This is a genomic window from Brachybacterium sp. J153, from assembly GCF_036311905.1.
Lineage (GTDB): Bacteria > Actinomycetota > Actinomycetes > Actinomycetales > Dermabacteraceae > Brachybacterium.
In genome coordinates this window covers 16301-42710 of sequence record NZ_JAZDCH010000002.1, presented here as the reverse complement: position 1 = coordinate 42710, position 26410 = coordinate 16301, and the positions used below count along the sequence as shown (strand labels likewise).

24 protein-coding genes are annotated in these 26410 nt (G+C 73.0%); 11 read left to right on the top strand and 13 right to left on the bottom strand.

Annotated elements, in window-relative coordinates:
* Positions 1-42: 42 nt before the first annotated feature.
* From V1258_RS00645 to V1258_RS00620, 6 genes are all read left to right on the top strand, one after another.
* Positions 43-1230 carry a YihY/virulence factor BrkB family protein gene (locus V1258_RS00645; RefSeq protein WP_329747891.1) on the top strand — a complete coding sequence of 396 codons (1188 nt, stop codon included), beginning with the start codon at positions 43-45 and terminating at the stop codon, positions 1228-1230.
* Between the two features lies 1 nt (position 1231).
* Positions 1232-1978 carry an SOS response-associated peptidase gene (locus V1258_RS00640; RefSeq protein WP_329747890.1) on the top strand — a complete coding sequence of 249 codons (747 nt, stop codon included), beginning with the start codon at positions 1232-1234 and terminating at the stop codon, positions 1976-1978.
* 79 nt (positions 1979-2057) lie between these two features.
* Positions 2058-3440: a sensor histidine kinase gene (locus V1258_RS00635; RefSeq protein WP_329747889.1), complete on the top strand. Its 1383-nt coding sequence runs from the start codon at positions 2058-2060 to the stop codon at positions 3438-3440.
* Positions 3437-4126 carry a response regulator transcription factor gene (locus V1258_RS00630; RefSeq protein ID WP_329747888.1) on the top strand — a complete coding sequence of 230 codons (690 nt, stop codon included), beginning with the start codon at positions 3437-3439 and terminating at the stop codon, positions 4124-4126. The genes V1258_RS00635 and V1258_RS00630 overlap by 4 nt, the downstream gene beginning before the upstream one ends.
* 157 nt (positions 4127-4283) lie before the next feature.
* Positions 4284-5069 (top strand): ABC transporter ATP-binding protein, encoded by a 786-nt coding sequence (locus V1258_RS00625; protein WP_329747887.1) that lies wholly within the window; start codon positions 4284-4286, stop codon positions 5067-5069.
* A complete protein-coding gene (locus V1258_RS00620; RefSeq protein ID WP_329747886.1) occupies positions 5069-7588 on the top strand; it encodes an FtsX-like permease family protein in 2520 nt (839 codons plus the stop codon). The genes V1258_RS00625 and V1258_RS00620 overlap by 1 nt, the downstream gene beginning before the upstream one ends.
* A 60-nt stretch (positions 7589-7648) precedes the next feature.
* Here V1258_RS00620 and V1258_RS00615 read toward each other — a convergent pair whose 3' ends face one another.
* Positions 7649-8083: a hypothetical protein gene (locus V1258_RS00615; RefSeq protein WP_329747885.1), complete on the bottom strand. Its 435-nt coding sequence runs from the start codon at positions 8081-8083 to the stop codon at positions 7649-7651.
* 319 nt (positions 8084-8402) lie between these two features.
* Here V1258_RS00615 and V1258_RS00610 point away from each other — a divergent pair, with 319 nt between their 5' ends.
* Complete coding sequence (locus tag V1258_RS00610; RefSeq protein ID WP_329745188.1) at positions 8403-8651, top strand: WhiB family transcriptional regulator; 249 nt, start codon at positions 8403-8405, stop codon at positions 8649-8651.
* Positions 8652-8744: 93 nt separating this feature from the next.
* Here the strand turns inward: V1258_RS00610 and V1258_RS00605 are convergent, their stop codons facing one another.
* A complete protein-coding gene (locus V1258_RS00605; protein WP_329747884.1) occupies positions 8745-10235 on the bottom strand; it encodes a sensor histidine kinase in 1491 nt (496 codons plus the stop codon).
* Between the two features lie 95 nt (positions 10236-10330).
* Here V1258_RS00605 and V1258_RS00600 point away from each other — a divergent pair, with 95 nt between their 5' ends.
* On the top strand, positions 10331-10840 hold the full coding sequence (locus V1258_RS00600) for a DUF2505 domain-containing protein (RefSeq protein WP_329747883.1): 510 nt from the start codon (positions 10331-10333) through the stop codon (positions 10838-10840).
* Positions 10841-10880: 40 nt separating this feature from the next.
* Here V1258_RS00600 and V1258_RS00595 read toward each other — a convergent pair whose 3' ends face one another.
* The 3 genes from V1258_RS00595 to V1258_RS00585 are packed head-to-tail and all read right to left on the bottom strand — an operon-like array spanning position 10881 to position 13215.
* The gene (locus V1258_RS00595) at positions 10881-11324 is read right to left on the bottom strand and encodes a DUF6912 family protein (RefSeq protein ID WP_329747882.1); all 444 of its coding nucleotides are present in this window, start codon (positions 11322-11324) and stop codon (positions 10881-10883) included.
* A 38-nt stretch (positions 11325-11362) separates the two neighbouring features.
* Positions 11363-12577 carry an AAA family ATPase gene (locus V1258_RS00590; protein ID WP_329747881.1) on the bottom strand — a complete coding sequence of 405 codons (1215 nt, stop codon included), beginning with the start codon at positions 12575-12577 and terminating at the stop codon, positions 11363-11365.
* Entirely contained in the window at positions 12574-13215 is a 642-nt protein-coding gene (locus V1258_RS00585) for an SAF domain-containing protein (RefSeq protein WP_329747880.1), read from the bottom strand. Before V1258_RS00585 ends, V1258_RS00590 begins: the two co-directional genes overlap by 4 nt.
* 263 nt (positions 13216-13478) lie before the next feature.
* Between V1258_RS00585 and V1258_RS00580 the strand changes: the two genes are divergently transcribed.
* Positions 13479-13718: a helix-turn-helix transcriptional regulator gene (locus V1258_RS00580; RefSeq protein WP_329747879.1), complete on the top strand. Its 240-nt coding sequence runs from the start codon at positions 13479-13481 to the stop codon at positions 13716-13718.
* A 21-nt stretch (positions 13719-13739) separates the two neighbouring features.
* Here V1258_RS00580 and V1258_RS00575 read toward each other — a convergent pair whose 3' ends face one another.
* Complete coding sequence (locus tag V1258_RS00575; RefSeq protein ID WP_329747878.1) at positions 13740-14297, bottom strand: hypothetical protein; 558 nt, start codon at positions 14295-14297, stop codon at positions 13740-13742.
* 187 nt (positions 14298-14484) lie between these two features.
* Between V1258_RS00575 and V1258_RS00570 the strand changes: the two genes are divergently transcribed.
* Both V1258_RS00570 and V1258_RS00565 read left to right on the top strand, forming a co-directional pair.
* Positions 14485-15369 carry a LysM peptidoglycan-binding domain-containing protein gene (locus tag V1258_RS00570; RefSeq protein WP_329747877.1) on the top strand — a complete coding sequence of 295 codons (885 nt, stop codon included), beginning with the start codon at positions 14485-14487 and terminating at the stop codon, positions 15367-15369.
* Positions 15366-15767 carry an Rv3235 family protein gene (locus tag V1258_RS00565; protein WP_329747876.1) on the top strand — a complete coding sequence of 134 codons (402 nt, stop codon included), beginning with the start codon at positions 15366-15368 and terminating at the stop codon, positions 15765-15767. Before V1258_RS00570 ends, V1258_RS00565 begins: the two co-directional genes overlap by 4 nt.
* A 130-nt stretch (positions 15768-15897) precedes the next feature.
* Here the strand turns inward: V1258_RS00565 and secA are convergent, their stop codons facing one another.
* The 7 genes from secA to mtrA all read right to left on the bottom strand — a co-directional run bounded on the left by secA (position 15898) and on the right by mtrA (position 26373).
* The gene (gene secA / locus V1258_RS00560) at positions 15898-18972 is read right to left on the bottom strand and encodes a preprotein translocase subunit SecA (protein ID WP_329747875.1); all 3075 of its coding nucleotides are present in this window, start codon (positions 18970-18972) and stop codon (positions 15898-15900) included.
* 99 nt (positions 18973-19071) lie between these two features.
* A complete protein-coding gene (locus tag V1258_RS00555; RefSeq protein ID WP_329747874.1) occupies positions 19072-20424 on the bottom strand; it encodes a winged helix-turn-helix domain-containing protein in 1353 nt (450 codons plus the stop codon).
* Between the two features lie 74 nt (positions 20425-20498).
* Positions 20499-21176, bottom strand: coding sequence for a ribosome hibernation-promoting factor, HPF/YfiA family (gene hpf, locus V1258_RS00550; RefSeq protein WP_329747873.1), 678 nt, complete (start codon positions 21174-21176; stop codon positions 20499-20501).
* A 146-nt stretch (positions 21177-21322) separates the two neighbouring features.
* Positions 21323-22180, bottom strand: a complete 858-nt coding sequence (locus V1258_RS00545; RefSeq protein WP_329747872.1) for a phosphoribosyltransferase family protein — start codon at positions 22178-22180, stop codon at positions 21323-21325.
* 91 nt (positions 22181-22271) lie between these two features.
* The gene (locus tag V1258_RS00540) at positions 22272-23975 is read right to left on the bottom strand and encodes an LpqB family beta-propeller domain-containing protein (RefSeq protein WP_329747871.1); all 1704 of its coding nucleotides are present in this window, start codon (positions 23973-23975) and stop codon (positions 22272-22274) included.
* A complete protein-coding gene (gene mtrB, locus V1258_RS00535) occupies positions 23972-25645 on the bottom strand; it encodes an MtrAB system histidine kinase MtrB (protein ID WP_329747870.1) in 1674 nt (557 codons plus the stop codon). The genes V1258_RS00540 and mtrB overlap by 4 nt, the downstream gene beginning before the upstream one ends.
* A 35-nt stretch (positions 25646-25680) precedes the next feature.
* Positions 25681-26373: an MtrAB system response regulator MtrA gene (mtrA, locus tag V1258_RS00530; protein WP_329747868.1), complete on the bottom strand. Its 693-nt coding sequence runs from the start codon at positions 26371-26373 to the stop codon at positions 25681-25683.
* Positions 26374-26410: the final 37 nt, after the last annotated feature.

Genomic DNA, 26410 nt, shown 5'->3' with positions numbered 1-26410 from the left:
ATGACGGCAGTCAGCCCGACGACTTCCCCCGAGGAGCTCTCCATGGCAGCGACCACGACGAACGGCGAGGACACCCCGAAGCTGTCCGCGCCCACGCTGAAGTACATGGCGAAGCGGGTGATCGCGGAGTTCGTCCGCGACGGCGGCACCGACCAGGCCGCGAAGCTCACCTACTTCATGGTCCTCTCGATCGCGCCGACGCTGCTGGCGCTGTTCTCGCTGGCGACACTGCTGCTCGCGGACATCAAGGACCAGATCGCGGATCTCCTGGTGGACCTCATCAACCAGGCGGCCGGCGGCAGCGGCCTCGGCGCCGAGGACGCGGTGCGCTCGACCGTCACGTCGCTGATGGGTTCTGCGACCGGCGGCACGGTCGCCCTGATCATCGGTATCGGCACGGCCCTGTGGTCGGCGTCGGCGTACATCAAGGCGTACGGCCGCGTGGCGAATCAGATCTACGAGGTGCCCGAGGGGCGCGGTCCCCTCCGGATGAACGGAACGATGCTCGCCCTGACCGTCGCGATCATCCTCGGGATCCTGCTGGTGATGGTCTCGGTGCTGCTGAACGCCTCGCTCGTGGAGGGACTGCTGGGACCGATCGCGTCGAGCATCGGCGCGCAGGGCCTGCTGACCTTCCTGCTGGACTCCTTCCTGCCGATCTGGGCCTTCGCGAAGTGGCCGGTGATCCTGGTGATCGCCTTCGCCCTGATCTCACTGCTGTACTGGGGCGCCCCGAATGTCGACAAGCCCTTCCGCTTCATCTCCCCCGGCGGCGTCTTCGCGATCCTCGGCATCGGCGTCGCCGCGGTCGCGCTGTCGATCTACATGGCCACGGTCGCCGGCTACTCGAGCTATGGCGCGATCGGCGGCATCATGGCCGTGCTCTTCGCACTCTGGGTCATCAACATCGTGATCATCCTCGGGGCGGAGGTCGACGCCGAGTACGAGCGCGCCCGCGAGCTCGAGGCCGGTAAGCCCGCCGAGGACTCCCTCGCCCTGCCCATGCGGGAGTCGAAGGGCGCCGAGAAGGCCGAGGAGAAGCGGGAGGCGATCGTCGACGAGGGCCGCGACATCCGCCTGCGGAACCTCCATCACGACGCCGACTCGTACACCGGTGAGGACGCCCGGCTCACCCCGCGCCACGGCGTGCCCGTGGTCGACGCGGACGGGGACAGGACCAGGGACGAGGACGAGCGCACCGACACCGCCTCCTCCGCGAAGGACTCCTGACATGTGCGGGCGCTTCGCCTTCTTCCAGGAGATCGAGCCGCTGGTCGACGACCTCGACGCCGTCGACCTCACCGATCCGCACCTGCGCGCCCGCTGGAACATCCCTCCCACGGCCCCGATCTACGTGGTCACCGAGTCGGTCGAGAAAGAGACGGGCGAGGTGCGGCGCGCGCTGCGCGTGGCCCGCTGGGGGCTGCTGCCGCCGTTCGCGAAGGACGCCTCCTTCTCATCCCGCACCTTCAACGCCCGCCGCGAGACGCTCGCCGAGAAGCCCAGCTTCCGCGGGAGCCTCTCCCGGTACCGCGCGATCGTGCCCATGGACGGCTATTACGAATGGGTGCGGGACGCGAAGGGCTCCCGCAAGCAGCCGTACTTCATCGCGCCCGAGGACGGCTCCCCGCTGTACATGGCAGCCCTGGTCTCCTGGTGGAAGGGACCCGGCGGGCACGAGGGACCGCCGGCGAGCGAGGATGGCGCCTTCCTGCTCTCGGCCACGATCATCACCCGGGAGGCCACGGGAGAGCTCGCGGAGATCCACGACCGCACCCCGGTGATGCTGCGCCGCGAGGAGATCGACGCCTGGCTCGACCCTGGGATGGACGACCGTGGCGCGGTCCAGGAGTGGGTCCTCGACGACTCCCACCTGCTCGATGACGCGACCCTCTCCGTGCGAGAGGTCGATCCGGCGGTGGGTAAGGTTGGCAACGACGGCCCCGAGCTGCTCGAGGGGCCGAGCCGGCTGCTGTGACCGGGCTCGCCTCCGCGGCGACCGAACGTCCGACCGCGGTCTGACGCCCCGCTCCCTACCCGCCCGTACCCTCGGGAGGATGACCGGCATGCCCGCCCCCACCGCGCCCCCGACGCCCCCGTCGTCGCCGGGTCCGGTGTCCCCGCGCGCTCGCGCGGGCTGGCGCGATCCCTTCCGCTGGGTCCTCGAGAATCCCGGCACGGTGGACCTCGTAGGTTTCGGCGCGGTCACGCTCGTGATGCTGGTGTTCGGGCTGTGGACCGGGAGCTTCGGCTGGTGGGTGCTGTTCTCCGTACCGATGGTGCTCGCCGGCGCGGTCTGCCGCATCCGCCCCCTCGCGGGCGTGCTCGTGATCGGCTCCCTGGCGCTCCTGCACGTGCTCGTCGGCATGCCGGTGGTCCTCGGTGACGCGATGACCTTCTACGCCCTGTTCTGCGCCGTCGCCTACGGCACCGGCACGGTGCACGTGGTGGGCGTCGTCGCCGGGATGCTGGGGGTGTTCGTCCAGGCGAGTGCCTGGGCGGTGGTCTCCCTGCTCGATCCGTCCGGCGGCATCGGGCCGGCGGCGTTGACCTTCGTCGTGCTGATCGTCGTCGGCACCATCACCATCGTCGCGATCTGGGCGCTCGCGAACCTGCAGCGCGCCCGCGTGCGCCAGCTCGCGCTCACCCGGGAGCGGGCCGAGCAGGCGGTGCGCGAGCGGGAGCAGCGCACGGCGCTCGCCGTCGCCGACGAGCGCGCCCGCATCGCCCGCGAGATGCACGACGTGGTCGCCCACTCCCTGTCCGTGATCATCGCGCAGGCCGACGGGGGCCGCTTCGTCGCGGCCCAAAAGCCGGAGAAGGCCGTTGAAGTGCTCGCGACGATCGGCGCGACTGGGCGCTCCGCCCTCGCCGACATGCGCTCCCTGCTGGGCGTGCTGCGCCAGGAGGACGAGACGAGTTTCGGGCCCCAGCCGGGGCCGGCCCAGCTGCCGGATCTGCTGGAGCGGGTGCGCGGGGCTGGCCTCGAGGTCGATCTCGAGATCGAGGGGTCCCTCGAGGGTCTGCCGCAGGCAGTCGGCGTCTCGGTCTTCCGGATCGTCCAGGAGTCGCTGACGAACGTGCTCAAGCACGCCGGGGCCGGGGCCTCGGCCGCCGTCCGGCTCGCGCGCACCGCCCAGAGCCTCACGCTCGAGGTGGTCGACGACGGCCGGGGCACCGATCCCGCCTCCGACGGCCTCGGCCACGGGCTGACCGGGATGCGCGAACGGATGGCGGTGCTCGGCGGGACGCTGCAGGCGGGACCGCTCCCCTCCCGCGGCTTCCGCGTCCGGGCGACGGTGCCGCTGGCGGGCCCCGAGGGACCCATCCCGCCCCGCTCGACAGCTCCCGCCCGCCCCCACTCTGTCGCTCCCGCCCGACCCCACTCTGCTGCTCCCACCCGCCCAACCTCTGCGTCACCCCCAGGAGAGACCCGATGACCGAGCCCGACTCCCGTCCCCTCCGCATCGCCCTCGTCGATGACCAGCCGCTCGTGCGCACGGGCTTCGCGATGGTCATCGACTCGCAGGACGACATGGAGGTCGTGGTGCAGGCCGCCGACGGCGCGGAGGCCGTGCAGACGCTGACCGCCCGCGCCGTCGACGTGGTGCTGATGGACGTGCGCATGCCGCGCATGGACGGCATCGAGGCGACCGCGACGCTGCTCGAGCGGCTCCCCGCGGACCGCGCCCCGAAGATCATCGTCCTGACCACCTTCGACCTCGACGAGTACGTGGTCGCCGCGATCCGCGCCGGAGCCAGCGGGTTCCTGCTCAAGGACGCGCAGCCCGAGGACCTCCTCGGCGCGATCCGCACCGTGCACCGGGGCGATGCGGTGATCGCCCCGTCGGCCACCCGCCGCCTCCTCGAGCGCGTCGTCTCCATCCCCGAGCCCGCCGTGCAGGACGACTCCGCCCTGGACCAGCTCACCGACCGGGAGCGCGAGGTGCTGACGCTCATGGGGCGCGGACGCTCGAACCAGGAGATCGGTGCCGAGCTGTTCGTCGCCGAGGCGACCGTCAAGACGCATGTCGGGCGGGTACTCGCCAAGCTCGGCGCCCGTGACCGGGTGCAGGCCGTGATCATCGCCTTCGAGACCGGACTCGTCAGCCCCGGCGACAGCTGAGCTGGTCCGGCGCGGATCGCGTCATCCCCCGGTATGACGGCCCGTCATCCCTGGGCACGTCACGGGGCCGGAGAGCGCGACCAGGGGCGGACGCCGACGGGGCCGTCGGCCGCGGAGCATGGCAGACGACCCCCGGCCCCTGCCCGAAGGACTCCCGATGACCGCCGCCGCCCAGGCCGCTCCCCCGCCCTCCGCCCCGTCCGGTCCCGGAGCCGATGCCGTCGCCCTCCGCGCCCGCGGCCTCACCCGCACCTACGGCTCGGGCGGTGCGACCGTTCGCGCTCTGGACGGCGTGGACGTCGACATCGCCCGCGGCGCGTTCACCGCGATCATGGGCCCCTCCGGGTCCGGCAAGTCGACGCTGCTGCACCTCCTCGCGGGGCTCGACGAGGCCACCTCCGGCTCGATCGAGCTCGACGGCACCGAGATCACCGCGCTGCGGGACGACGCTCTGACCCGCCTCCGCCGCGAGCGGATCGGCTTCGTCTTCCAGTCCTTCAACCTGCTGCCGATGCTGACCGCCGAGCAGAACATTCTGCTGCCCCTCGAGCTCGCCGGCGCCCGCGTGGACCGGTCCTGGCTGGACACGCTCACCACCGCCTTCGGCATCGCGGACCGCCTGGACCATCTCCCCTCTCAGCTCTCCGGCGGCCAGATCCAGCGCGTCGCGATCTCCCGCGCCCTGGTCACCTCCCCCGCCGTCGTTTTCGCCGACGAGCCCACCGGCAATCTCGACTCCCGCACCACCGAGGAGGTGCTCGACTTCCTGCGCCTGTCGGTGGACGAGTTCGGGCAGACCGTCGTGATGGTCACCCACGAGCGGGACGCGGCCGAGCGTGCCGACCGGATCCTCACCCTCGCCGACGGCCGGATCGCGTCCGACGAGGACCTGCGGGGAGCCCTCACCGCCGAGTCTTCCCGCCCCGAGCGGGGCGAGCGCTGATGGCCCGCCCGTCCGTGCGGCTGACCCCGCTGCGACGACACCTCGCGGCCGTCGTAACCATCGCCCTGTCCTGCGCCTTCGTCGCCGTGATGCTGCTCGCCGGGGCTCTGATGCAGGACACCCTGCGCTCCCAGGCCTCGCAGATGTACGCCGGTGCCGACCTCGAGATCACGCGGGAGCTCGCCGAGGAGGACTGGGCCGCCACGGAGCCCCTGCCCGCCCCCGAGGTCGAGGGCGCCGAGTCGGTGTGGCCGGTCCCGATGACCTACCTCGAGGCGAGCTCGACGAGCACCGGCGCGTATCTCGAAACGGTGATGCTCCCGCCCGGCGCGACCCTCGAGGAGGGGACGACGGCGAGCTCCGCCGGCCAGATCGTGCTCGGCCGCACCGCCGCCGAGACCCTCGAGGTCGGCGTCGGCGACCGGATCGAGCTCGCGACCCCCGTCGCCCCGGACGCGGGAGACGGGGCCGCTCCCGCCACCACCCTCGAGGTGGTCGGGATCGCCGCCGATCCCCCGGGCGCGCTCTTCGGGGGGACGCCCCGCCTGATGATCCAGGACGTCAACGCCGTGGCTGTCCTCGGACCGACGGCGGGCACCCTCACCCCGACCTGGCTCGCCTCAGTCCCCGACGGAGCCGACACCGCCGAGATCGCCGCCCGCGCCACGGACTCGGCCGCGCCCGGCCTCACCGTGCGCAGCGTCGAGGCCGCCGAGGAGGAAGCCGCCGACGCTCTGCTGAAGGGCTTCGCCGTGCTCGGGCTGCTGCTCGCCGTGTTCGTGATCATCGCCCTCGTCACCAGCGCCGTCGTCATCGCGAACACCTTCGCCGTCACCCTCGCCCAGCGCACCCGCTCCCTCGCCCTGCTGCGCACCCTCGGCGCGACCCGCCGCCAGGTCCGCGGCGTCGTACTGCGCGAATCGCTGCTCGTCGGCCTTCTCGGCGCCGTGCTGGGAATGCTGGCCGGCCACCTGCTGGTCCAGGCCGCTCTCGCGGGCGCCGCCGCCCTAGGCCTGCTCCCGGGTCTCGTCGCGGTGCCGGTGACCCTGTGGTCGGTGCTGCTGCCCGTGGTCGCGGGCATCGCGATCACGGTCCTCGCGAGCCTCGCCCCGATGCGCCAGGCGACCCGGGTCGCGCCCCTGCAGGCGCTGCGACCTGCCCCGCCCGCCACGGCACGACGCCTGGGGATCCGGGAGGCGGTCGGCCTCGCCGGTGTGGTCCTCGGCGTCGCCGCCCTCGCCGGGGGCACCGTCCTGGCCGTCCGCGGGATCGCCGGGCCCGGGCTCCTCGCCGCGATCGTCGGCGGCGTCATGAGTTTCACCGGTGTGATGCTGGGACTCGTGACCCTCACCAGGCCGCTCGCCGACCTCGCCGCACGCACCGCCGGCCGGCTCGGCGGCCTCCCGGCGCGGATCGCGGGGGCGAACGTCGCCCGGAACCCGCGTCGGAGCGCGGCCACGATCGCCGCCCTGCTCATCGGCACCACGCTGATGACGATGATGACCGTCGGAGCGCGGACCGCCGAGGCGACCCTGACGGCGGAGCTCGACTCGCGACGACCGATCGACCTGGTTCTCAGCGCCGACGAGATGCCGGAGGACGCCGCCGCGCAGATCGCCGCGATCCCCGGTATCGACGCGGCCGACGCCACCGCGCGGGGCGATGTGCAGGTCGGCGCCGACGAGCCGATGACCCTCGTCGGTGCGACCCCCGAGACGGTCCGCGAGCTGTCCCACCGGCCCGCGATGGCCGGAGAGCTGACCGACGGGACAGTCCTGCTCGGCCAGGAGCGCGCCGAGCGGTTCGGACTGCACGACGGACAGGTCCTCACGCTCCAGGGCGCCGACGGGGCATCCCGCGAGCTGCGGGTCCAGGTCGATGCGAACCTGCAGATGTCCCTCGTCACCCCGGGCACCCTCGAGCTCCTGGTCGGGGACGAGGCGCAGCCGGTGGTGCTCGCGGACTTCGCCGATCCCGGCAGCGCCGGGAGGGAGGGCGTCGACATCCACGAGCTGGTCGCCGCGGTCGAGGAGGTCTCGGCCGGGGAGGGCTTCACGGGCGCGAGCAGCGTGGTCGGCGGGGCCGAGCGCGAGGCCTACGGCCAGATCCTCGACGTGCTGCTCGGCATCACCGTGGCCCTGCTCGCCGTCGCCGTCCTCGTCGCACTCGTCGGGGTGACCAACACGCTCAGCCTCGGCGTCGTCGAGAGGACCGGGGAGAACGCGCTGCTCCGAGCGCTCGGCACCACGCGGCGCCAGATGCGGGCGATGCTCGGTTGGGAGGGCGTGCTGCTCGCGGCGGTCGGCGCCCTGCTGGGCCTGGTGATCGGCAGCCTGTACGGCGTGCTCGGGATCATCGCGATCCTCGGATCGACCTATCCCGTCTCGATCACCATCCCGTGGGACCGCCTGGTGATCGTGCTGGTCCTGGCCCTTGCCGCCGGGGCCCTCGCCTCCGTTCTCCCGGGCAGGGCCGCCGCGCGCACCGCCCCCGCCGCGGCTCTCGCCGCCGGCGACTGAGGCGCGGGGCCTCACGGCGGAGGAGTCCGGCAGGACGTGCTGGGCGGAAAGTGCGCCGCCTCAGCCGTCCTGCCGTGGGAGCGGGGTGGAGCGCACCAGGTTCAGCAGCAGCACGAAGGTCGCGATGGCCAGGAGCAGCGCGAGAGCCCCCTGCCACACCATCCCCGAGCGCAGCATGCTCGCGGCCACGAGGGCCTGGAATAGCTGCCAGGTCACCCCGTAGCCGAGCCCGAAGCGGCCCCGCGCCCGCAGGGACCGGGCCGCGAGCGCGACCAGCACCGCGAAGAGGACGAGGAAGGCGCCGAGACCCAGCCCGAACCGCGGGTCGCCGACGCCGGAAGTGGCCAGCACGAGGAAGTACGACCCGGCGGCGAGCAGCATCACCGCCTCGACGAGGAGCAGCACCGTGGCCGTCGGGCGCAGGCGGGGATCCGGGTCCACCTCGTCCGAACGGTCGGCGGGGCGGGAGCCGGAGGAGGAGGCGCTGGAGGGCATGGACGCACTGTAGCCGCCGCCTCGGGATGCTTCTCCGGGGCCCGCGCGCACAGCATCCCCGGGGCCCCCGCGCAAGCCTCCGTGCCCCGTCTCACGGGTTCCGCGCCGTGTCGGACAACCGTGTGGGAAGTGCCACCCAGGTCGCGCGGGAAGACCCTTGTAGCCCGCCCGGACCTGGCCAGAGAATGGAGGACGGCTCGAACCGGTGCCTGCGCCGGAGACGAGCCGCAGATCCGAAACCGCCCCGTCAGGGAGCGAACCCTCGTCGCAGCGCGAGCGAACCCGCCGCGCCGCGACGTCCTGGAAAGAGAGAGTGACGATGGACTGGCGCCACCGTGCCGAGTGCCTCAAGCATGATCCCGAGCTGTTCTTCCCGATCGGGAACACCGGCCCCGCGATCACCCAGATCCAGGAGGCGAAGGCGGTGTGCCAGAAGTGCGACGTCATGACCGCATGCCTGAAGTTCGCCCTCGAGACCGGTCAGGACTCGGGCGTCTGGGGCGGCCTCTCGGAGGATGAGCGTCGCTCCCTCAAGCGCCGCAACGCGCGCGCCCGTCGCGCCAGCTGACCTTTCCGGGCGTCCCACGGACGCCCCTCCCCCGAGGCCGAGGCCGCGGGCCCGCCGTGGCGGGCCCGGCCCGGCCCGCGGCGGATCCGTCCCTCAGACCTGGATCGGGTCGAGGTAGACGTCGACGACCGCGCTGGTCCCCCCGCCGTCCCGGCTCCCCCAGGTGAGCGTGCCGCCGAGCTGGCCCTGCACGAGGGTCAGGGCGATGTTCGTGCCGAGGCCCGTCGGCTTCGCTGATCCCATTCCGTTCCCGTCGTCCTCGATGGCGATGACCAGGTGCGAGCCGGTGCGCTCGCTGCGGATGGTGAGGGTGCCACCGCTCTCCGACAGCCCGTGCTCCACGGCATTCGTGGCCAGTTCCGTGACGACCAGCGCGAGCGGTGTCGCCTCCTCGGCGCGGATCGTCCCCACCCGGCCGATCTTCTCCGTGCGCACCTCGACCTGGGACTCGGCGAGCTGCGGGGTCCCTGCCCGGTGCACGGAGGCGCTCGCCGCATCCACCGCGAGGCGCAGGCAGCGATCGATGACCTCGTCGAAGTGGACGGCCTCCTCGGACCCCTGCAGGAGCGACTCGTGCACCAGGGCGATCGTGGAGACACGGCGCATGGCCTCGGTGAGCGCCTCCCGGGCCTCGTCCGTCTTCATCCGCCGCGACTGCATCCGCAGCAGGGCCGCCACGGTCTGCAGGTTGTTCTTCACCCGGTGGTGGACCTCGCGGATCGTGGCGTCCTTGGTGATCAGCTCCCGCTCCCGGCGCCGCAGCTCGGTCACGTCGCGCACCAGGATGATGGCGCCGGTGCGCCGCCCGTCCTCGGTGAGCGGGACCGCTCGCAGGGAGAGCGTCCCCCCGCGGGCCTGCATGTCGGAGCGCCAGGCGGCGCGCCCCATGAGCACGAGCGGCAGGGACTCGTCCACCGGCGAGCGGGACTGCAGCACCTCGGTCGAGTGCTCGGCGAGGGTCGAACCGACGATGGATCCCTCGATCCCGAAGCGGTGGAAGGCGGACTGGGCGTTCGGGCTGGTCCACTGCACGATCCCGGCGGCGTCGACCTCGACCACGCCGTCGCCGACGCGCGGAGCGCCGCGGCGGGGCGGGATCGGCGCCCCCTCGATCGGGAACGCCCCGGCCTCGAGCATCTGCAGGATGCGACGACCGAGCTGCTGCTGGCGCCGCTCGCTCTGCGAGGGCTCGCCGTCGGCCGCGGGACTCTCGGTGGCGAGCACGCCGAGGGTCCGTCCCGCCTTCCGGACCCGGACCAGCAGGCCGCGGGCCTCGCGGCCCTCCCGCTCGATCCCGATCGCCTCCCAGCTGGGCTCCGCCCCGGCGAAGAGCGCCCGCACCTCGGAGTCGGAGTCCTCGTCGAGCACCGTCCCGACGGGATCCTCGTAGTACACCGTGGCCCCGGTCGCGGGGCGGCAGTGGGCGACGGCCCGGGGGCCGTCCGCGGAGCGGATCCAGAGCACCAGATCGGCGCGCAGCAGGTCGGACAGGAGGTTCCAGTCCCCGACGAGGTGCTGGAGCCAGTCCGCCTCCTTCTCGGAGAGCTCACGATCATCGGCGAGGAACTTGGACAGGCTCGGCATGCCCCCAGGATAGGCGCCACCCGATGCGGACCGGACTCAGGAGACGTCCCGGTGCTGGCCTAGTCTGGGTCCGACGACCCGACGAGAGGATCCTGATGAAGCTCCGCGAGACGATGAACCTGCCGCTGTCCGCCCGCGAGGCGGCCGCGATGTACGCCGACAGCGACTACGCCGAGATCCGGCGCCGCACCCTCGGGGCCGACGCGGCGAGCGCCGTGGTGTCCGGCGATCCCGCCGGCGAGTTCACCGTCACGACCGATCTGCACCTGCCGACGGATCGGGTGCCGGACATCGCCAAGCGTTTCGTCGGCTCCTCGCTGACGGTGCGCGAGACCCAGCGCTGGTCCGCCCCCGCGGCCGATGGGTCCCGCTCCGGCACGATGCAGTTCGACGTCGTGGGGCTTCCCGCGGGGATGCAGGGCACGGCACGTCTCGCGCCGGCCGGTGAGGGATCCTGCACGGTCGAGATCGACGGCGATCTCACGGCGAAGGTGCCGCTGATCGGGGCTCGGCTCGAGAAGGCCGCCCAGCCCTACGTCTCGAAGGTGCTGCGCGCCGAGGAGCGCTCCGCGACGACCTATCGGGAGCAGTCCGCCGCGAGCTGATCAGCGAGCTGCTCGGGGGCGGCACCCGGGACGATCGCGATCAGTCCGGGGTGCCGCCGGCGAGGTACTCGAGCGCACGCGGGCCCTCGGCGGCGTCGAACCACAGCAGGGCGGGGTCGGTGTCGTCGGCCTCTGCCGCGGCGGCGCTCAGCTCGGTGACATGGAAGCTCGCGATCCTGCCGCTGGTCTCCCGCGAGGCAGCGACCCCGTAGGCGCCGCCGTCCTCGGCGGGCGCCAGGTCGCGCTCGGGGACGTCCAGCGCGATCACGAGAGCTCTCGACGCAGCCGCGACCTCGCCGAGAGCGACGTGGGTCGCCTCCTGGAGCGCCTCGTACTCGAGATCCTCCTCGTCCTCCTGGGGAAAGGAGGCCCGGACCTCTGCGGTGACGGCCCAGGCGGCGCGGCCCGCGACGAGCTCGACGTCGCTGCCGCTGCGCTCGAGCACGGGACGGTCCGCTGGGGTCAGCGGCAGGTAGATCCTCATGCAGTCCATCCTCTCACCCGCCCGGCTCCGATCCGGTCTCACCGGGCGGGCTCGACCGGCGCGAGCGCGGAGCCCAGCAGCGCCGGGGAGAGCGCCAGCTCGCGCAGCGCCCGCCGCAGCGGCGAGCGCGGCGCGGACTCGGCGAGCAGCGCACCGTCCCAGATCGCGGTGCGGCAGGCGACCGGGTCATCGGGCAGGAGGTGGAGGGAGGCCGGCTCGAGCCGGCCGCGCAGCAGCTCGCGCACCTGGTCGCCGGAGATCGGGGGTCCGACCCGGTTGACCACCAGGTGCAGTTCTCCCGCCCCGAGCTCCTCCAGGCGGGCATGGTCCCGCAGCAGCCGGGTGATGCTCACCGGATCCGCTGAGGTCACGGCGATCACGGCATCCGCGGCGGCGACGGCGCTGAGCGTCGCGGCATTGCGCTGCGGGGCGGCGGTGTCATAGCTCAGCTCCTCGTCCTCCTCGAGGACCGCGCCGACGTCGGCGATGACCAGCTCGCCACGCCGCGCGAGCGCCTGCCACACTCCGTCGAGCGAGCTGCTGCGGACCTCGGCCCAGCGTGCGGGCACCCCGATCCCACTGAGCAGGCGCAGGCCCGGCTGGACCAGGGGCAGGAGGGACCCCAGGGTCTCCTCGTCGAGGGTGTCCCGATCATGCGCGCGGCAGGCGGCGACCAGGCCCGGCGCCTCGTCCAGCACCCCGAGGACCTGGCTGAGGGATGGCCCGTAGGTGTCGGCGTCCACCAGGGTCGTCTCGTGGCCGCCGGCCGCCGCCTCGGCGGCGAGGTTGACCGCGACCGTCGTCCGTCCCGGGGCACCCCCCGGTCCCCACACCACGACCAGGCGGCCGTCGGAGCCGGCGCCCATCGCGGCGTCGCTCGCCTCCTGCACCCAGTCCGTCGCCTCGTCCCCGGAGTCCGTCGCGGCGACGAGGGCCGCGAGGATCTCCTCGATCGGGGCGGAGGCGGGCACGACGTGCCGCAGCCCCAGCGAGGTCTGCTCCCCCGCGCGCTCGTCCCACAGGCCCACCACGGCGGCGTCCCGCAGAAGGGTCGCGAGCGGCTCGCGCCCCAGCCCTCTCACCGACACGTCCAGGAGGACGACGTCGCCGATCCCCGCGGAGACCACGGCGAGCGTCTCGGCGAGATCGGCGCAGCGCCGCACGACGCGCGCGGTGCGGCCCCGGTCGACGGCGAGGTCGTGCACGATGCGGACCTCGTCGCTGCCCGAGGCGCAGAGCACCACGTCGATCATGGGGTCACCCCGTACGCCCCGGGGACACCGATGACGTCGAGACGCTCCTCCTCCGCGAGCACCTGGAGCACCTCGGCGACGCTCTCCTGCGGCACGAGCACCTCGACCGACATTGATCGCATGCCCAGCGAGCTGCCCTCGTCGACTCGGCGGACGATCGCCTCCTCCACGAGCAGGCGCGCCTCACCGCTGCCGCCGTCCTGCGGCGCCGGGCTCGTGTGCCACAGCTCGACGGTCGCACCGGGCACCACCGACTCCGCGACCGAGGCGTCGACGGGGATCACCACGGGACGGAGAGCGACGTCCTCCGGCTGGCCGACCGCCGACACCGGCAGCATCTCCCCGGCCTGCACGGCTCGGCCCGCTACCGCTCCGTCCGGGACGGCATCGAGGCTGCCGACATAGAGCTCCTGCTGGTCCCCGAGCCGCAGCTCGACCGTCGTGAGGGTCTCGGCGTCCAGCGGATCGCCCGGGGCGATCGGCCCCTTGGCGATCAGCACGGGGGTGGTCTCGGAGAGCCGCGAGACCAGCAGGGCTCCCATGAGCACGCTGGCCACCACCAGCACGATGCCCACGATCAGACGCGGATCCCTCCATCTCGGCCTGCGCAGCCTCATCACCGGTGCGGTCGCCCCCACGGCATCCTCCTGCCCTCGCCCGGCCCTGATGGCCGGGTCCCTCGGGAGAGTACGGGAGCACGAGCGGACGGGAGGCCGACGGGGCGAGGATTGTGGACAACCCGAGGGCCGGAGCACCATGACCTCGGCGCCGCACGGGGTCGGACCGGTTGTCCACAGCGCCCCCACGGAATGCTCGGAAAGCTGTGAGACTATCCGTGACGCAGTCAAAGCAGCAGTCGCCGGAGCATCCCGTGAGCCGGCAGGAGTCGGAAGGAGCAGTGGTGGCGCCCCGCTTCATCCCGTTGTCCGACGTGGCCGAGATGCTGTCCATCTCCGCCTCGCAGGCCTACGCCCTGGTCCGTTCCGGCGAGCTGCGAGCGATCAAGGTCGGCGGCCGCGGCCAGTGGCGGGTCGAGGTCACGGAGATCGAGTCCTACATCGAGCGCAGCTACGCCGCTACCGCCCAGATCCTCGAGGAGGAGCGGGCCGCCGAGCACCCCTCGATCCGCGGAGAGGTCTGATCCCTCCGGACCGCTCCCTGCTCAGCGGGGACGCACCGCCAGGATCGACGAGAGCACCACACTGAGGCGTGAGGAGCCCGGGACCGAGGATCGCTCCCCCGTCGGGAGCGACACGACGTCGATCAGCTCGGCCCCGACATCGGCGATCCGCCCCGTGATCCCACCCGACCTGGTCTCCACCCGGACCGTGGCGCGATCTCTCGCCATGCCCCGCAGCATCGCCCCCAGTCCCCGCGGCGCGAGCGCCGACTCCTCGAGCGGACGCGCCCGGGCGCTCAGCCCCTCGAGGAGCACGATCGCGGTCAGGGGCACCAGCGAGGCCCGTCCGGCACCATCCTCCCGAAGCGTCATCCAGGAGGACGAGACCTCCTCGACCCGACCGGAGAGGCGCAGGCTCTCGCTCAGCTGGAGGACCACGGGGCGATCGAGGGATGCCCGCAGACGATCCGCGAGGGTCAGCTGCGCCCGCTCTGCGCGGGCCAGATCCTCGGAGACCGCCAGCATCTCCTCCCGCTCCTGATGCGCGAGGCGCCCCGAGAGGTCATCGAGGAGCCGGTCCAGGTGCGGGTCGTCAGCCATGTCCGCCACTGTAGATCCCCGCTCCCGCGGCCGTGGCGCGGGGCCGCCGTCGTCCACATGGCACTAAAGGACCATTGCGCCGTGTCCCAATCCACACTAGGTTCCCAGGAAACAGATCGATCAACACCAAACTGCATCAAACGACACGGTCGGCAGGCCGGGTGTCACGAGGGGTCAGGGGGATCCGATGGAGCAGCAGTACGACGACGGCGCCGAGAGCGTCAGAACACAGCCCGGGGGTCTGCTGTGCGGGGCCGTCCTCGCCGCCCTCGCGACCGCGGGGATGACGGCCGCGGCGTCGGCCCTCCTGCCGAGCGCGCGCTCGGGCGACCCCGCCGCCGCGCTGCAGGGAATGCTCCTGGCCGGGACCGCAGCGCTCGGTGCACTCCTCTGCCTGTACCTCGCGGTGATCTGGTCGCTCGCCGGCCTGATCCTGATCGCCGGCCCCGCCAGCCGCACGGGCCGCACCCTTCTCGCCGCCCTGCGGGTGATCGCCCCGCGCATCGCCCGCCGGATCACGCTCGGGGCCGCGCTCGCGACCACCGCCACCGGTCTCGTGCTCGGCCCGGCGCTCGCCGCCTCCCCGTCGACCGATCCCGAGGAGGCCCCACGCCCGATCGCGGTCGCCGCGGAGCTGCGGCCCGCCGCTCCGGCCGAGGCTCCGACGGAGTCCCCGTCCGGCGATCCGGCCGAGCGGCCACAGCCCTCCTCGGCCCCGGAGGACGCGACGGAGGCCGAGGACCTGCCGCCCCTGGGATGGGAGACGGCACCGCCCGAGTCCGCGCAGGACACCGCCGTCCCTGAGCCGACCCCGATCTCCCCTCCGCCACCGAGCTCGCCCGGATCCTCGGCGCCCCCCGCGCGCACGATCACCGTGGCACCCGGGGACACGCTGTGGAGTCTCACCGATGACCTCCTCGGCCCGGGCCCTGACAGCACGCAGGACGTGGCCGCCGCCTGGCCCCTGCTGTACGACCTCAACCGCGACAGGATCGGCGACGATCCCGAGCTCATCCGCCCCGGGCAGGAACTGATCGTGCCCACCTCCCTCGCCTCCCAGGAGCAGCGATGACCAGCATCGACCACCGACCGGCACACACCGGGGAGCAGTCCGGGCCCCAGCGCACGGACGATCCCGGGCAGGTCCAGCGCATGGTCGAGGCGGTCGCGCGCCACGCCATCGAGATCGTGCGCGATATGCGGCCCGAGAACGCGCTGTCCCGCATCGTCACCCCCGAGGTCACCTCGATGCTCGCCCGCCGTGCCGCCCTGACCCGGCGACTGCGCGCGACCACCGGATATGCCCCGGTGCAGCGGGTGCAGGTGACCGGGGTGCGTACCTGCATCGTCAACGAACGGACCGTCGAGGCGAGCTGCGTGGTCCGCGAGCCGGAGCGCAGCCGCTTCCTCGCCATGCGCTGGGAACTGCGGCACTCCGGATGGCGGGTCACGGTGCTCGAGATCGGGTGACCTCGCGGCGCGGAGGCCGAGCAGCTGCCGCTCGGTGAGAGCTCCGCACCGCCTCATCACGGCAGGAGGGCCGGTCCACCAGATGGTGGACCGGCCCTCCTCACTCGCGGGTCGGCGTGTCGGGCCCGGGTCAGCCCCGGCGGCGCTTGCTCGCGCGGCGTCGCTGCGCCCGGTTCGCCCCGGACTGGCTGGGCGCGCCCTCCGGCTTGTCCGAGGGGGTGGTGCGGGCGGCGCTCTCCGCGGTGGTGTCCTGGCGCTGCTGCCGCTCGCGCTGGCGACGCTGAGCACGGGTGAGCGTGCCGGAGTCCTGCACCCCGCTGCCCTCCGCGGAGCTGTAGCGCAGCTGACCGGCGGACGGGCCGTCATCCAGCCCCTTCGCGACGATCCGCACGGAACCCGAGGGGCTCGCGTCGGCCGCCTCCTCGCTGGAGTCGTTGTCGTCGGCGGCGTCCGCGTCCGCGGCGGTCTCGTCCGCGCCCGCGGTCTCCTCGTCCGTCGACGTGGCGGCGCCCTCGGCGTCGGAGTCCGTGTCGGCCGTCCCGGACTCGCCGTCCGCGGAGTCCGATGCCTCCGACGAGCCCGTCGTCGTGGCCGCCGCCGCGGCACCTGCTCCCGCGCCGGCCGCGGCGGCGCCCGCCGCCTTGACCGCGCCCTGGGTCGCACGCAGCAGGTCGCTGACCGCCTTCGGCACCACCTGCTCGGTCTTCTCGACCTTCACCTCGAGGTTGTAGACGTAGCCGACCACATCTTCCTTGATGCCCGCGATCATGTCGTTGAACATCAGATGGCCTTCGCGCTCGTACTCGATGAGCGGATCGCGCTGGGCCATGGCGCGCAGGCCGATGCCCTCCTTGAGGTAGTCCATCTCGTAGAGGTGCTCGCGCCAGCGACGGTCCATCACCGAGAGCAGCACGCGCCGCTGCAGCTGCGCGAGACCCTCGTCGCCGAGCTCCTCGCGGCGTCGCTCGTAGGCGACGCGGGCATCCGCCAGGATCTCCTCGCGCAGGACGTCGGCGCCGAGGTTCTCCTTGCCGCCGACCTCCTCGATCAGCTCGTCCGCGGTGATCGAGACGGGGAACGCCGGACGCAGGGCGCCCCACAGCTCCTCGAGATCGACGTCCTCGGGGTTCACGCCCTTGGTGTGCTCCGCGACGGTGCCGCCGATGACCTCGTCGATGAAACGCTGGATGTGCTCCTCGAGCTCCTCGCCCTCGAGGATCCGCGACCGCTCCTCGTACAGCTTCTTGCGCTGCTTGGTGAGGACGTCGTCGTACTTCAGGACGTTCTTGCGGATCTCCGCGTTGCGGGACTCGATCGAGTTCTGCGCGCGCTGGATCGCGCCCGAGACCATCCGACCGGTGAGCGGGATGGATTCGTCGACGCCGCCGCGCGCCAGGAGCGACTCGGCCGCGCCCGCGTTGAACAGCCGCATCAGGTCGTCCTGCAGCGACAGGTAGAACCGGGACTCGCCCGGATCACCCTGTCGGCCGGAGCGACCGCGCAGCTGGTTGTCGATGCGTCGCGACTCATGGCGCTCGGTGCCCAGCACGTACAGGCCGCCGAGCTCGACGACCTCGTCGTGCTGCTCGGAGACCTGCTCCTTCGCCGCCTCGAGGGCCTCGTCCCACGCCTCCTCGTACCCCTCCGGGTCCTCCTCGGCGTCCAGCCCGCGCGCCGCGAGATCCGCATGGGCCATGAACTCGATGTTGCCGCCGAGCATGATGTCGGTGCCGCGGCCGGCCATGTTGGTGGCGACCGTGACGGCGCCCTTCGCACCCGCCATCGCGACGATCGCGGCCTCGCCCGCATGGTTCTTGGCGTTGAGCACCTCGTGCGTCACGCCCTGCGCGGTCAGCAGCTTCGAGAGGTACTCGGACTTCTCGACGCTGGTGGTGCCCACGAGCACCGGCTGCCCGCGGTCGTGCCGGGTGACTATGTCCTCGACCACCGCGTCGAACTTGGCCTTCTCCGTGCGGTAGATGCGATCGGGCTCGTCCTTGCGCTGCATCGGGCGATGCGTCGGGATCGGGACCACGCCGAGCTTGTAGGTGTTCATGAACTCGGCGGCCTCGGTCTCCGCGGTGCCGGTCATGCCCGAGAGCTTGTCGTAGAGCTTGAAGTAGTTCTGGAGGGTGATCGTGGCGAGGGTCTGGTTCTCGGCCTTGATCTTCACCCCCTCCTTCGCCTCGATGGCCTGGTGCATGCCCTCGTTGTAGCGGCGACCGGCGAGGATGCGGCCGGTGTGCTCGTCGACGATGAGCACCTCGCCGTTGAGGATCACGTAGTCCTTGTCGCGCTTGAACAGCTCCTTCGCCTTGATGGCGTTGTTCAGGAAGCCGATCAGCGGCGTGTTGAGGGACTCGTAGAGGTTCTCGATGCCGAGGTGGTCCTCGACCTTGTCGATGCCGCTCTCGAGGACGCCGACGGTGCGCTTCTTCTCGTCGACCTCGTAGTCGCGGTCGCGGCGCAGCAGCTTCACAACCTTCGCGAACTCGGCGTACCACTTGTTGGCGTCCCCGCCCGCAGGGCCGGAGATGATCAGCGGGGTGCGGGCCTCGTCGATGAGGATCGAGTCGACCTCGTCGACGATCGCGAAGAAGTGGCCGCGCTGGACCCGGTCCGCCGGGGAGAGGGTCATGTTGTCGCGCAGGTAGTCGAAGCCGAACTCGTTGTTCGTGCCGTAGGTGATGTCCGCGGCGTACTGCTCGCGGCGCTGCGCGGGGGTCATCCCCGAGGTGATTACGCCGGTGGTCAGGCCGAGGGCGCGGAAGACTCGGCCCATCAGGTCGCTCTGGTACCCGGCGAGGTAGTCGTTGACGGTCACCACGTGCACGCCCTTGCCGGCGAGCGCGTTGAGATAGGCGGGGAGGGTCGCGACGAGGGTCTTGCCCTCACCGGTCTTCATCTCGGCGATGCGGCCGCGGTGCAGCGCGGCACCACCCATGACCTGCACGTCGTAGGGGCGCTGGCCGAGAGTGCGGTCGGCCGCCTCGCGCACGGCGGCGAACGCCTCGACCATGATGTCGTCGAGGGTCTCTCCGTCCTCGAGCCGCTCCTTGAAGTGGTCGCTCTCCGCGCGCAGCTCCTCGTCCGTCAGCTCGGAGAAGACCTCGCCGGCCTGCTCGACCTTCCGCGCGATGGACTCGAGCCGGCGGACCTCGCGGCCCTCACCGGCGCGCAGGATCCTGTCGAAGAGGTGTGCCACTCGTGCTCCCGTATCCGTTGATCGGCGCCCGTCCGGGCGCGATGGTGCTGACCCATCGTAAGCGTCCCCCTCGGAGCGGGTGACGCGGTGGGGCGATCGTCACGACGCCCGGGCGTCGGCGAGGCGCTCCCGCAGCGGTGAGGAGAGCGAGCCGGTCCCCGGACCGACGGCGACCTCGAGCGTGTCGAGCCCCTGCCAGCGTGCGGCGTGGCGCAGCTCCGCGGCGAGGGCGTCGAGCATCCCCTCCTCGTCGGGCCGACGCGCGGCGGGCACATGGGGCAACGGTTCGCGGAAGGCCCCGCGCACCTCGAGCACGCCCCGGTCCCGGGCGGCGCGCAGGTCGACCCGGGCCGGGAAGAGGTCGTGGTGCAGGAAGGGCAGCGCGTAGTAGCCGGTGGTGCGCTTCGCGGCGGGGGTGTAGATCCCGATCCGGTAGTCGACGTCGAACAGATGCGCCAGACGGGGGCGGTGGAAGACGATCGGGTCGAAGGGGCTCACGAGCGCGGAGACGCTCAGCGGCGACGCCCCCGGGGCGTCACGGTGCAGCAGCAGGGTGCGGTCCCCCGCCGGGTGCCGGACCACGACCTCCTCGAGCACGCCGCCGGCGAGGAGCTCCTCGACGGCGGGGCGCACCTGGGCGGTGCGCAGGCGGAAGTAGTCGGCGAGCGAGCTGATCTCGGCGATCCCGAGCGCGCGGGCCGCCCGCGCGACGAGCTCTCGGACCTCCGACTCGTGCCGGGCGCCGAGGTCGCCCGGATCCGTCGATGCGTCCGCTGCCACGTCGGAGGGGACCGTCCCGGTCAGCGAGGTGCCGCCGGCGGCGAGCTCGGCGAGACGCTCGGCCGCGTCGTCGACGGCGACGTACAGCCGCTCGAACTGCGCACTGCGCCCCACGCAGTCCAGGCAGCCCGCGCGGAAGAGGTACTCGACCACCCACTGGCTCGAGGTGCGCCTCCATCCCCAGCCCTCGCCGCGCTCGGTGTCGCCGAGATGGCGGGAGATGGCCGCGGCGCTCGAGGGACCGAGTTCCTCGAGGGCGGCGATGATGCGGGGCAGCAGGCGCGGGGAGGCCTCGGCCGCCCCGCGCACGTTCCCCCAGTCGCGCTGCGCCACGGCCCGGCGGCGGAAGTCCAGCAGGGCGTGGACCTCCTCGGTGGTGTAGACCGCCTCGTGGGCGAGGGCCTCATGGACCAGCCGTCCGCGGCCGGGCCGGGAGGCGCGATCCAGCACCGCCGGATCCCAGGCACCCGACCGGGTGTAGACCGGGAGGTGGTGCGCGCGGGCGAAGACGCTCACGGAGTCGATCTGCAGCAGGTGGGTGTGCTCGAGGGTGCGCCGCAGGGCGCGGCGGCTCGTGGCGGCCGTGGGCTCCTCGTGCCGACGGGCCGGGCCGATCCCCTGGGAGCGCAGGGCGATGCGGCGGGCGGCGGTCCAGGTGAGGGTGCGGGTCATGGGTCCTTCAGAGGTCCGGACATGAGCCGGCCGGGAGGGCGGAGACGCTCCTCCCGGCCGGACGTCGGCGGGGCTCAGCCGGCGGGCTGGAGGTCCCCGTCGAGCTCGATCACGCCGTAGTTGAAGCCGCGGCGGCGGTAGACCACCTTGTGCCGGCCGGACTCGGCGTCGATGAAGAAGAAGAAGTCGTGGCCCACGAGCTCCATGCGGTAGAGGGCGTCCTCGACGCTCATGGGCGTGGCGGGGTGCTTCTTGGTGCGGATCAGCACGGGACTGCCGGCCTCGGCGAGGTCCACGCCCTCGGCGGGCGGGTTCTCCGCCTCCGGGGCGTCCTCCGGGGCGGGGGCGACAGCGCTCGCCGGATGCAGGGTCTCGGGCAGCTCCTGGTCCGCGGGCATGGTGCGGACGGACGCGCCGGCGCCCTGATGGGCCTTGTCGCGGCCGCGGTGGCGGTCCTTGCGACGGTCGCGGGCGCGGCGGAGGCGCTCGAGCAGCTTCCCGTAGGCGATGTCCAGGGCGCCGTAGAGATCGTCCGCCCGGGCCTCCGAGCGGACGACGGCGCCGTTGTCGTGCACGGTGAGCTCGACGCGATCGCTGAGCTCGGTCTGCCTGGGGTTCTTCTCCTGCGAGATCTCGACGTCGACCCGCAGCGCCGCAGGGGCGAGCTGGGTGACCTTGTCGAGCTTCTCGGCGAGGTGACGGCGGAAACGATCCGGGACGTCCATGTGGCGTCCGACGACATTGATCTCCATGAGGTTCTCTCCTCCAATCAGGGGCGGCCGCTCGGAGCCCGGCCGCAGTGGCTCTTCGGCTGGGGTGCGCACCTCCTGGCGAGAGGGGGATCGTCCGTGTGTGACGGGTCGCATAAGCATGCCACGTCTTCCGGGGTGTTCGCTGATCAACGGTCCCGCGAAGCCGGATTCCGTCCGCCGGGGAGGCCGACGGGAGCCGGGATCCGCGCGGAGGCCACCACCGCGGCCCCGAGCACCTCCAGCCCCGCCGCGGTGAGTGCTCCGTGCAGGGCGCGCAGCGTGGACCCGGTGGTGACCACGTCGTCGACGATCACCACGGGGGCGCCCCGCCGGGCGGCGTGACGGGCGGCCCGCTCGTCGAGGAGCATCCCGCGGCGGCGCCGACCCCGGGATCCCAGTCCCTCCTGGGTGTTCGTCGGGCTCGCGCGCAGCAGCAGGGGACGGCCCAGGCCCCGCGCCGCCAGCCCGCGGACCAGCTCGGCGGTGTGGTCCTCGCCGCGGCGCAGCCGGGCGGCGAGCCGGGAGGGGACGGGGACCAGGTCCGGCCCCTGCCCGTCGTCGGGGAGTCCCGCGGCCCCGGTGATAGCGGTGACCGCCGGGGCGAGCCCCTGCGCGAGGTCGGGGCCGAGGTGCAGCCGGCCGCCGTTCTTCCAGGCGAGGACGATCCGCTGGAGGTCCCCGCCGTACTCGCCGAGGGCCCAGACGGGCAGCAGCGGCACGTGGTCCACCCCCGCGGGAGCCTCCGGCCCCTCGTCCCGCACCCGCGCAGCATGCAGCTGCTGGAGCGCGTCGCAGGTGGCATCGACCCGCACCGGCGGGGCGCTGAGCAGGGCGCGGCACGCGGCGCAGAGCCATGCACCCTCGGTCCCGCAGGGACAGTCGCGCGGGGCGACGAGACCGCAGGTCTGGGCGAGCACCTCCCGGACCCACTCCCCCGCCGCGGCGAGGACCCCGCGCTGCTCACGCTCGGAGGGGCCGGGGACAGGGGGATCGGCGGTGCGCATGTGCCGATCCCACCGCACCCTGCGCCGCGGCGTCGGGGATCGGGCGCGGCGGTGGATGACGGCGCCCTGGGGAGGAACGATCCGCCCCGGGTCAGTAGAAGGACGGGTCCCTCGCTTCGAGGGGGATCTCGCTCCAGGTCTGGCCGTCGCTGCGCAGCAGCTGCCCGGCGTCGGTGCCCGCCCAGATCGCCTCGGCGATCACGGTGCCGGCCAGGCGGTCGGTGCCGGGTCGCGGGGAGGGCAGCGGGTCCCTCCCCGTCGCGAAGTCCACGACCAGGGCCCGCTGCTCCCCGGTGCTCGGGTCCGTGCCCAGGAGGATCATCGCGATCTCGTCGTACCAGCTGGCCTGGGTGACGTCCTCGAGGAAGGTGCGCAGCTGGACCGGCTCCGTGAGGGAGGAGGGCGCCCCGTCCTCACCGCGCACCACCGCGCAGAGGTCGACCCGGGCGCCCCCGGCGTCGGCGGACAGCACCAGCAGTCGGGTGGCGTCGGCGGCGAGGTCCAGGGCGCGCACTTCGCGCCCGGCGAGCCAGGGGGCGTCGATGCGGGCATCCCCCCGGGCGTCCGGCACGGAGAGGGCCAGCAGTGCCCCGGCGTTCGTGCGCGTCGACGTCCAGGCGTAGCCCGCGTCGTCGAGCCGCGGGGGCACGAAGCTGCCGCCGGCCGCGGCGTCGCGCACGGGCACCGAACCGTCGGTCGACGCCACCAGGACGGTCGAACCGGCGGTGTCCAGCGCCGCGACGAGGATCCCGTCGGGCGCGATGACCGGCGAGCTGACGGTGCGGCCGGCGAGACCGGGGACCAGCTGGACCGGGTCCGTTCCCGCTTCCACCTCGCCGAGGGCGACGACGCCGCGGGGGCCGGCGGCGATGGGCCGATGGCCGGGCAGGGCCCGCTCGATCCGCGCCTCCTCGTCGTCGTTCACGGCACGGCCGGCGAGCAGCAGCTGCACCTCGGCGAGCGCCGGCATGGAGCGCAGCGACGCCTCCATCTGGGCGAGCGCGAGGGCGCGGCGCGCGGTGGGCAGGGCGGTGATCGGGGCCGGCACCACCACCTGGAGGGTGCCGTCGGGCGAGGTGGTGATCTCGGCGAGAGCGATCTCCGCGGAGTCGGGGATCTCGCTGCGGACCGCGGGGCGGAGCATCTCGACCGGTCCCTGCCGCAGTCCCTCGAGGATCGCTGCCGGACCCCGCTGTGCGGCGAACCAGCGGTGATCGGGGACCAGGTGGGCGGACCGCGGGTCGACGAAGTAGAGGCGGGTGGGGCTGTACAGCGTCTCGAAGGCCGCCTCCGAGAGGTGGATCCCGTCGGGGACGTCGCTGATGCGCCACTGCCCCTCGATCAGCTCCACCCCGATCTCGATCTCGCGTGCGAGGGGGCTCGCCAGGTGGCTGCGCACCCCGCGCTGGTCGACGACCGAGAGGGTCTGCAGATGCAGCACCAGTCGGGTCTCGGAGAGGGTTTCGACCTCGATCTCCTGGCTGCCGGAGTAGACGGTCACGGCGGCGCTCGGATCCCACACCGGGGCCAGCTCCGGCGTGAGGTACTTGCGGGCGACCGCGAAGTCGTCCTCGGAGCCGACGCCGGCCTGCACGAAGCCGGACACCACCTCCTCGGGGGTGGCGTCCTCCGGCGGCGGCAGGGCCTGGACGTACGGCGCGCCGGGCCGCTCCTGGACCTCGAGCGGCCGCGAGTCGATCGGCGAGGACGTGGGGATGCGGGCGCAGGCCGCGCCGAGGCCGAGCACTCCGAGCACCCCTGCGGCGCGCAGGAGGTCGCGACGGTCCGGGATCATCGAGGGCCTCCTTCTTCGGTCGGGGACAGCTCGCCCAGGGCGGGCAGTTGGGCGGGATCGATGCGGATCTCCCCCGTCGGCGTGATCGAGTAGGTTCCGGCGTCGGCCCGGTCGAAGGAACGCTGCAGGGGCAGCGGGGACCGGGCGAGGGTGATGCCGGGGCGGCGGGGCAGGGTCAGGCGGAACACCGCTCCAGCCCCCTCCTGGCCCCAGGCCTGGAGCCACCCGGAGTGCAGCCGGGCGTCCTCGACCGAGATCGAGAGGCCGAGTCCGGTGCCGCCCAGGGTGCGGGCGCGGGAGGGATCCGCGCGCCAGAACCGATCGAAGACCCTTCGGGCCGCCTCGGGCGAGATCCCGTGCCCGTAGTCCTGGACCACCACGGCCACGGCGTCCTCGCTCCCGGCGGTCTGCACCAGCACCGGGCTCCCCGCGCCGTGCTCGATGGCATTGGTCAGCAGGTTGCGCAGGATCCGGTCGATCCTCCGCGCCTCCACCACGGCGTGCATCCCGTGCCCGGCGAGGCGCACGTCCAGCAGGCAGCCGCGTGCTCCCGCGAGATGGCGCACGTCCTCGACGGCGCGCAGCACGAGATCGTCGAGGTCCTCCCGGGAGGCCTCGAGCTGGGCGGCGCCCGCGTCGAAGCGGCTGATCTCCAGGAGATCGGCGAGCAGCACCTCGAAGCGCTCGACCTGGGCCGAGAGCAGCTCGACGGGTCGGCGGAGGTCCTCGGGCAGATGCTCCCGATCGGCATGCAGTACGGAGGTGGCCATGCGGATGGTGGTCAGGGGGGTGCGCAGCTCGTGCGAGACGTCGGCGACGAAGCGGTGCTGGACCCGGGACAGCTCGGTGAGGTCCTCGACCTTCTGCTCGAGGGTCGCGGCCATGCCGTTGAAGGAGACGCCCACCCGGGCCAGCTCGTCCCCGCCGGAGACCTCCACCCGGGAGCGGAGGTCGCCGCCCGCGATCCGCTCGGCGGCGACGGCGGCGCGGCGCAGCGGGATCGTCACGAGGCGCGCGACGACGATCGCGATGCCCACCACGAGGGTCAGCAGCACGCCACCCCCGCCGAGGATCACCGACTGCACGAAGGCGAGGGTCTCCTGCTCCTCCTGCATGGAGAAGACGAGGTAGAGGTCGTAGGAGCCGACTCCCGGCACGACCACCCGCGTGCCGACGAGGAGTGCGGGGACGGTGCGGCCCTGCTCGTCCTCCCGGCCGATCGAGCGCCACAGCACCTCGTCCGGCTGCTGGGCGACGGCGGCCGCGAACTCGTCGTCGACCTCCTGGAAGAGGCTGCTGTCCGAGGAGGCGACCGGGAACACGACCCCGGAGGTCTCCACGGGCACGAGGGCGACCTCGCGCCGATCCCCGCCTCCCGGCCCACCGGCCGACTGCACGAAGGCGTTCGAGGCGTCCTGCTGCTGGGTGCTCGTGGCCCCGGCGAGGCCGGTGAGGGTGTCGGTGAGGTCCGTGCGCACCTCGAGCGTCTCCTCGAGCACCCGATCGCGGCGCTGCTCGTACAGACCGTCGGCGATCACGGAGGACAGGTAGGCGCCCACGGCGAGCATCGCGAGGATCGAGAGCAGCGTCGTGACCACCACGACCCGCAGCGCGAGCTGCCAGTGACGCGGGTCGAGGGCGCGCCCGAGGCGGGCCGCGGCCGAGGGCACGGGGCTCCCCGCCCCGGTCACCTGCTCACCGCCGCTCAGGCGGTGCCCGCGCGGTAGCCGACCCCGCGGACGGTCACCACGATCCGCGGGTTCTCGGGATCGTGCTCGATCTTCGAGCGCAGGCGCTGGACGTGCACATTGACGAGGCGGGTGTCGGCGCTGTGGCGGTAGCCCCACACGTCGCGCAGCAGCACGTCACGGGTGAAGACCTGCCAGGGTTTGCGGGCCAGCTGCGTGAGCAGGTCGAACTCGAGCGGGGTCAGCGGGATCAGCTCGCCGTCCCGGCGCACCTCGTGGCCGTCGACGTCGATGGCGAGATCGCCGATCGTCAGCTGCTCGGTGCTGGGCGGCTCCGCGCGGCGCACGCGGGCCTTGATCCGCGCGACCAGCTCCTCCGGCTCGAAGGGCTTGGTGAGGTAGTCGTCGGCTCCGGCCTCGAGCCCCTCGACCACGTCGGCGGTGTCGGTGCGCGCGGTGAGCATGATGATGGGCACGCCGGAGTCGCGGCGCAGCCGCCGACAGACCTCGATGCCGTCCATGCCCGGGAGCATGAGGTCCAGCAGCACGAGGTCTGGGCGCAGGCGCGGGAAGGTCTCGAGCGCCGAGGCGCCGTCGGGCGCGGTGGCGACCTCGTAGCCCTTGCCGCGCAGGACGATCCCGACCATCTCGGCGATCGCCTGATCGTCGTCGACCACGAGGATCCGTGAAGGCGTCGTCATGTCGGACATTGTGCCACCGGCCGGGCCCGGGTCCGGGGAGCGGCGT

Bases quoted from the DNA above. Each gene is read 5' to 3' on its own strand.
- V1258_RS00615 (WP_329747885.1), bottom strand. From the start codon at position 8,083: ATGCCCTCCAGCGCCTCCTCCTCCGGCTCCCGCCCCGCCGACCGTTCG.
- V1258_RS00565 (WP_329747876.1), top strand. From the start codon at position 15,366: ATGACCAGCATCGACCACCGACCGGCACACACCGGGGAGCAGTCCGGG.
- V1258_RS00630 (WP_329747888.1), top strand. From the start codon at position 3,437: ATGACCGAGCCCGACTCCCGTCCCCTCCGCATCGCCCTCGTCGATGAC.
- V1258_RS00625 (WP_329747887.1), top strand. From the start codon at position 4,284: ATGACCGCCGCCGCCCAGGCCGCTCCCCCGCCCTCCGCCCCGTCCGGT.
- V1258_RS00635 (WP_329747889.1), top strand. From the start codon at position 2,058: ATGACCGGCATGCCCGCCCCCACCGCGCCCCCGACGCCCCCGTCGTCG.
- V1258_RS00555 (WP_329747874.1), bottom strand. From the start codon at position 20,424: ATGACCCGCACCCTCACCTGGACCGCCGCCCGCCGCATCGCCCTGCGC.
- hpf (WP_329747873.1), bottom strand. From the start codon at position 21,176: ATGGAGATCAATGTCGTCGGACGCCACATGGACGTCCCGGATCGTTTC.
- V1258_RS00595 (WP_329747882.1), bottom strand. From the start codon at position 11,324: ATGAGGATCTACCTGCCGCTGACCCCAGCGGACCGTCCCGTGCTCGAG.
- V1258_RS00590 (WP_329747881.1), bottom strand. From the start codon at position 12,577: ATGATCGACGTGGTGCTCTGCGCCTCGGGCAGCGACGAGGTCCGCATC.
- V1258_RS00640 (WP_329747890.1), top strand. From the start codon at position 1,232: ATGTGCGGGCGCTTCGCCTTCTTCCAGGAGATCGAGCCGCTGGTCGAC.
- V1258_RS00620 (WP_329747886.1), top strand. From the start codon at position 5,069: ATGGCCCGCCCGTCCGTGCGGCTGACCCCGCTGCGACGACACCTCGCG.
- V1258_RS00610 (WP_329745188.1), top strand. From the start codon at position 8,403: ATGGACTGGCGCCACCGTGCCGAGTGCCTCAAGCATGATCCCGAGCTG.
- V1258_RS00605 (WP_329747884.1), bottom strand. From the start codon at position 10,235: ATGCCGAGCCTGTCCAAGTTCCTCGCCGATGATCGTGAGCTCTCCGAG.
- V1258_RS00600 (WP_329747883.1), top strand. From the start codon at position 10,331: ATGAAGCTCCGCGAGACGATGAACCTGCCGCTGTCCGCCCGCGAGGCG.
- V1258_RS00645 (WP_329747891.1), top strand. From the start codon at position 43: ATGGCAGCGACCACGACGAACGGCGAGGACACCCCGAAGCTGTCCGCG.
- mtrA (WP_329747868.1), bottom strand. From the start codon at position 26,373: ATGTCCGACATGACGACGCCTTCACGGATCCTCGTGGTCGACGACGAT.
- V1258_RS00545 (WP_329747872.1), bottom strand. From the start codon at position 22,180: ATGCGCACCGCCGATCCCCCTGTCCCCGGCCCCTCCGAGCGTGAGCAG.
- V1258_RS00570 (WP_329747877.1), top strand. From the start codon at position 14,485: ATGGAGCAGCAGTACGACGACGGCGCCGAGAGCGTCAGAACACAGCCC.
- V1258_RS00575 (WP_329747878.1), bottom strand. From the start codon at position 14,297: ATGGCTGACGACCCGCACCTGGACCGGCTCCTCGATGACCTCTCGGGG.
- V1258_RS00540 (WP_329747871.1), bottom strand. From the start codon at position 23,975: ATGATCCCGGACCGTCGCGACCTCCTGCGCGCCGCAGGGGTGCTCGGA.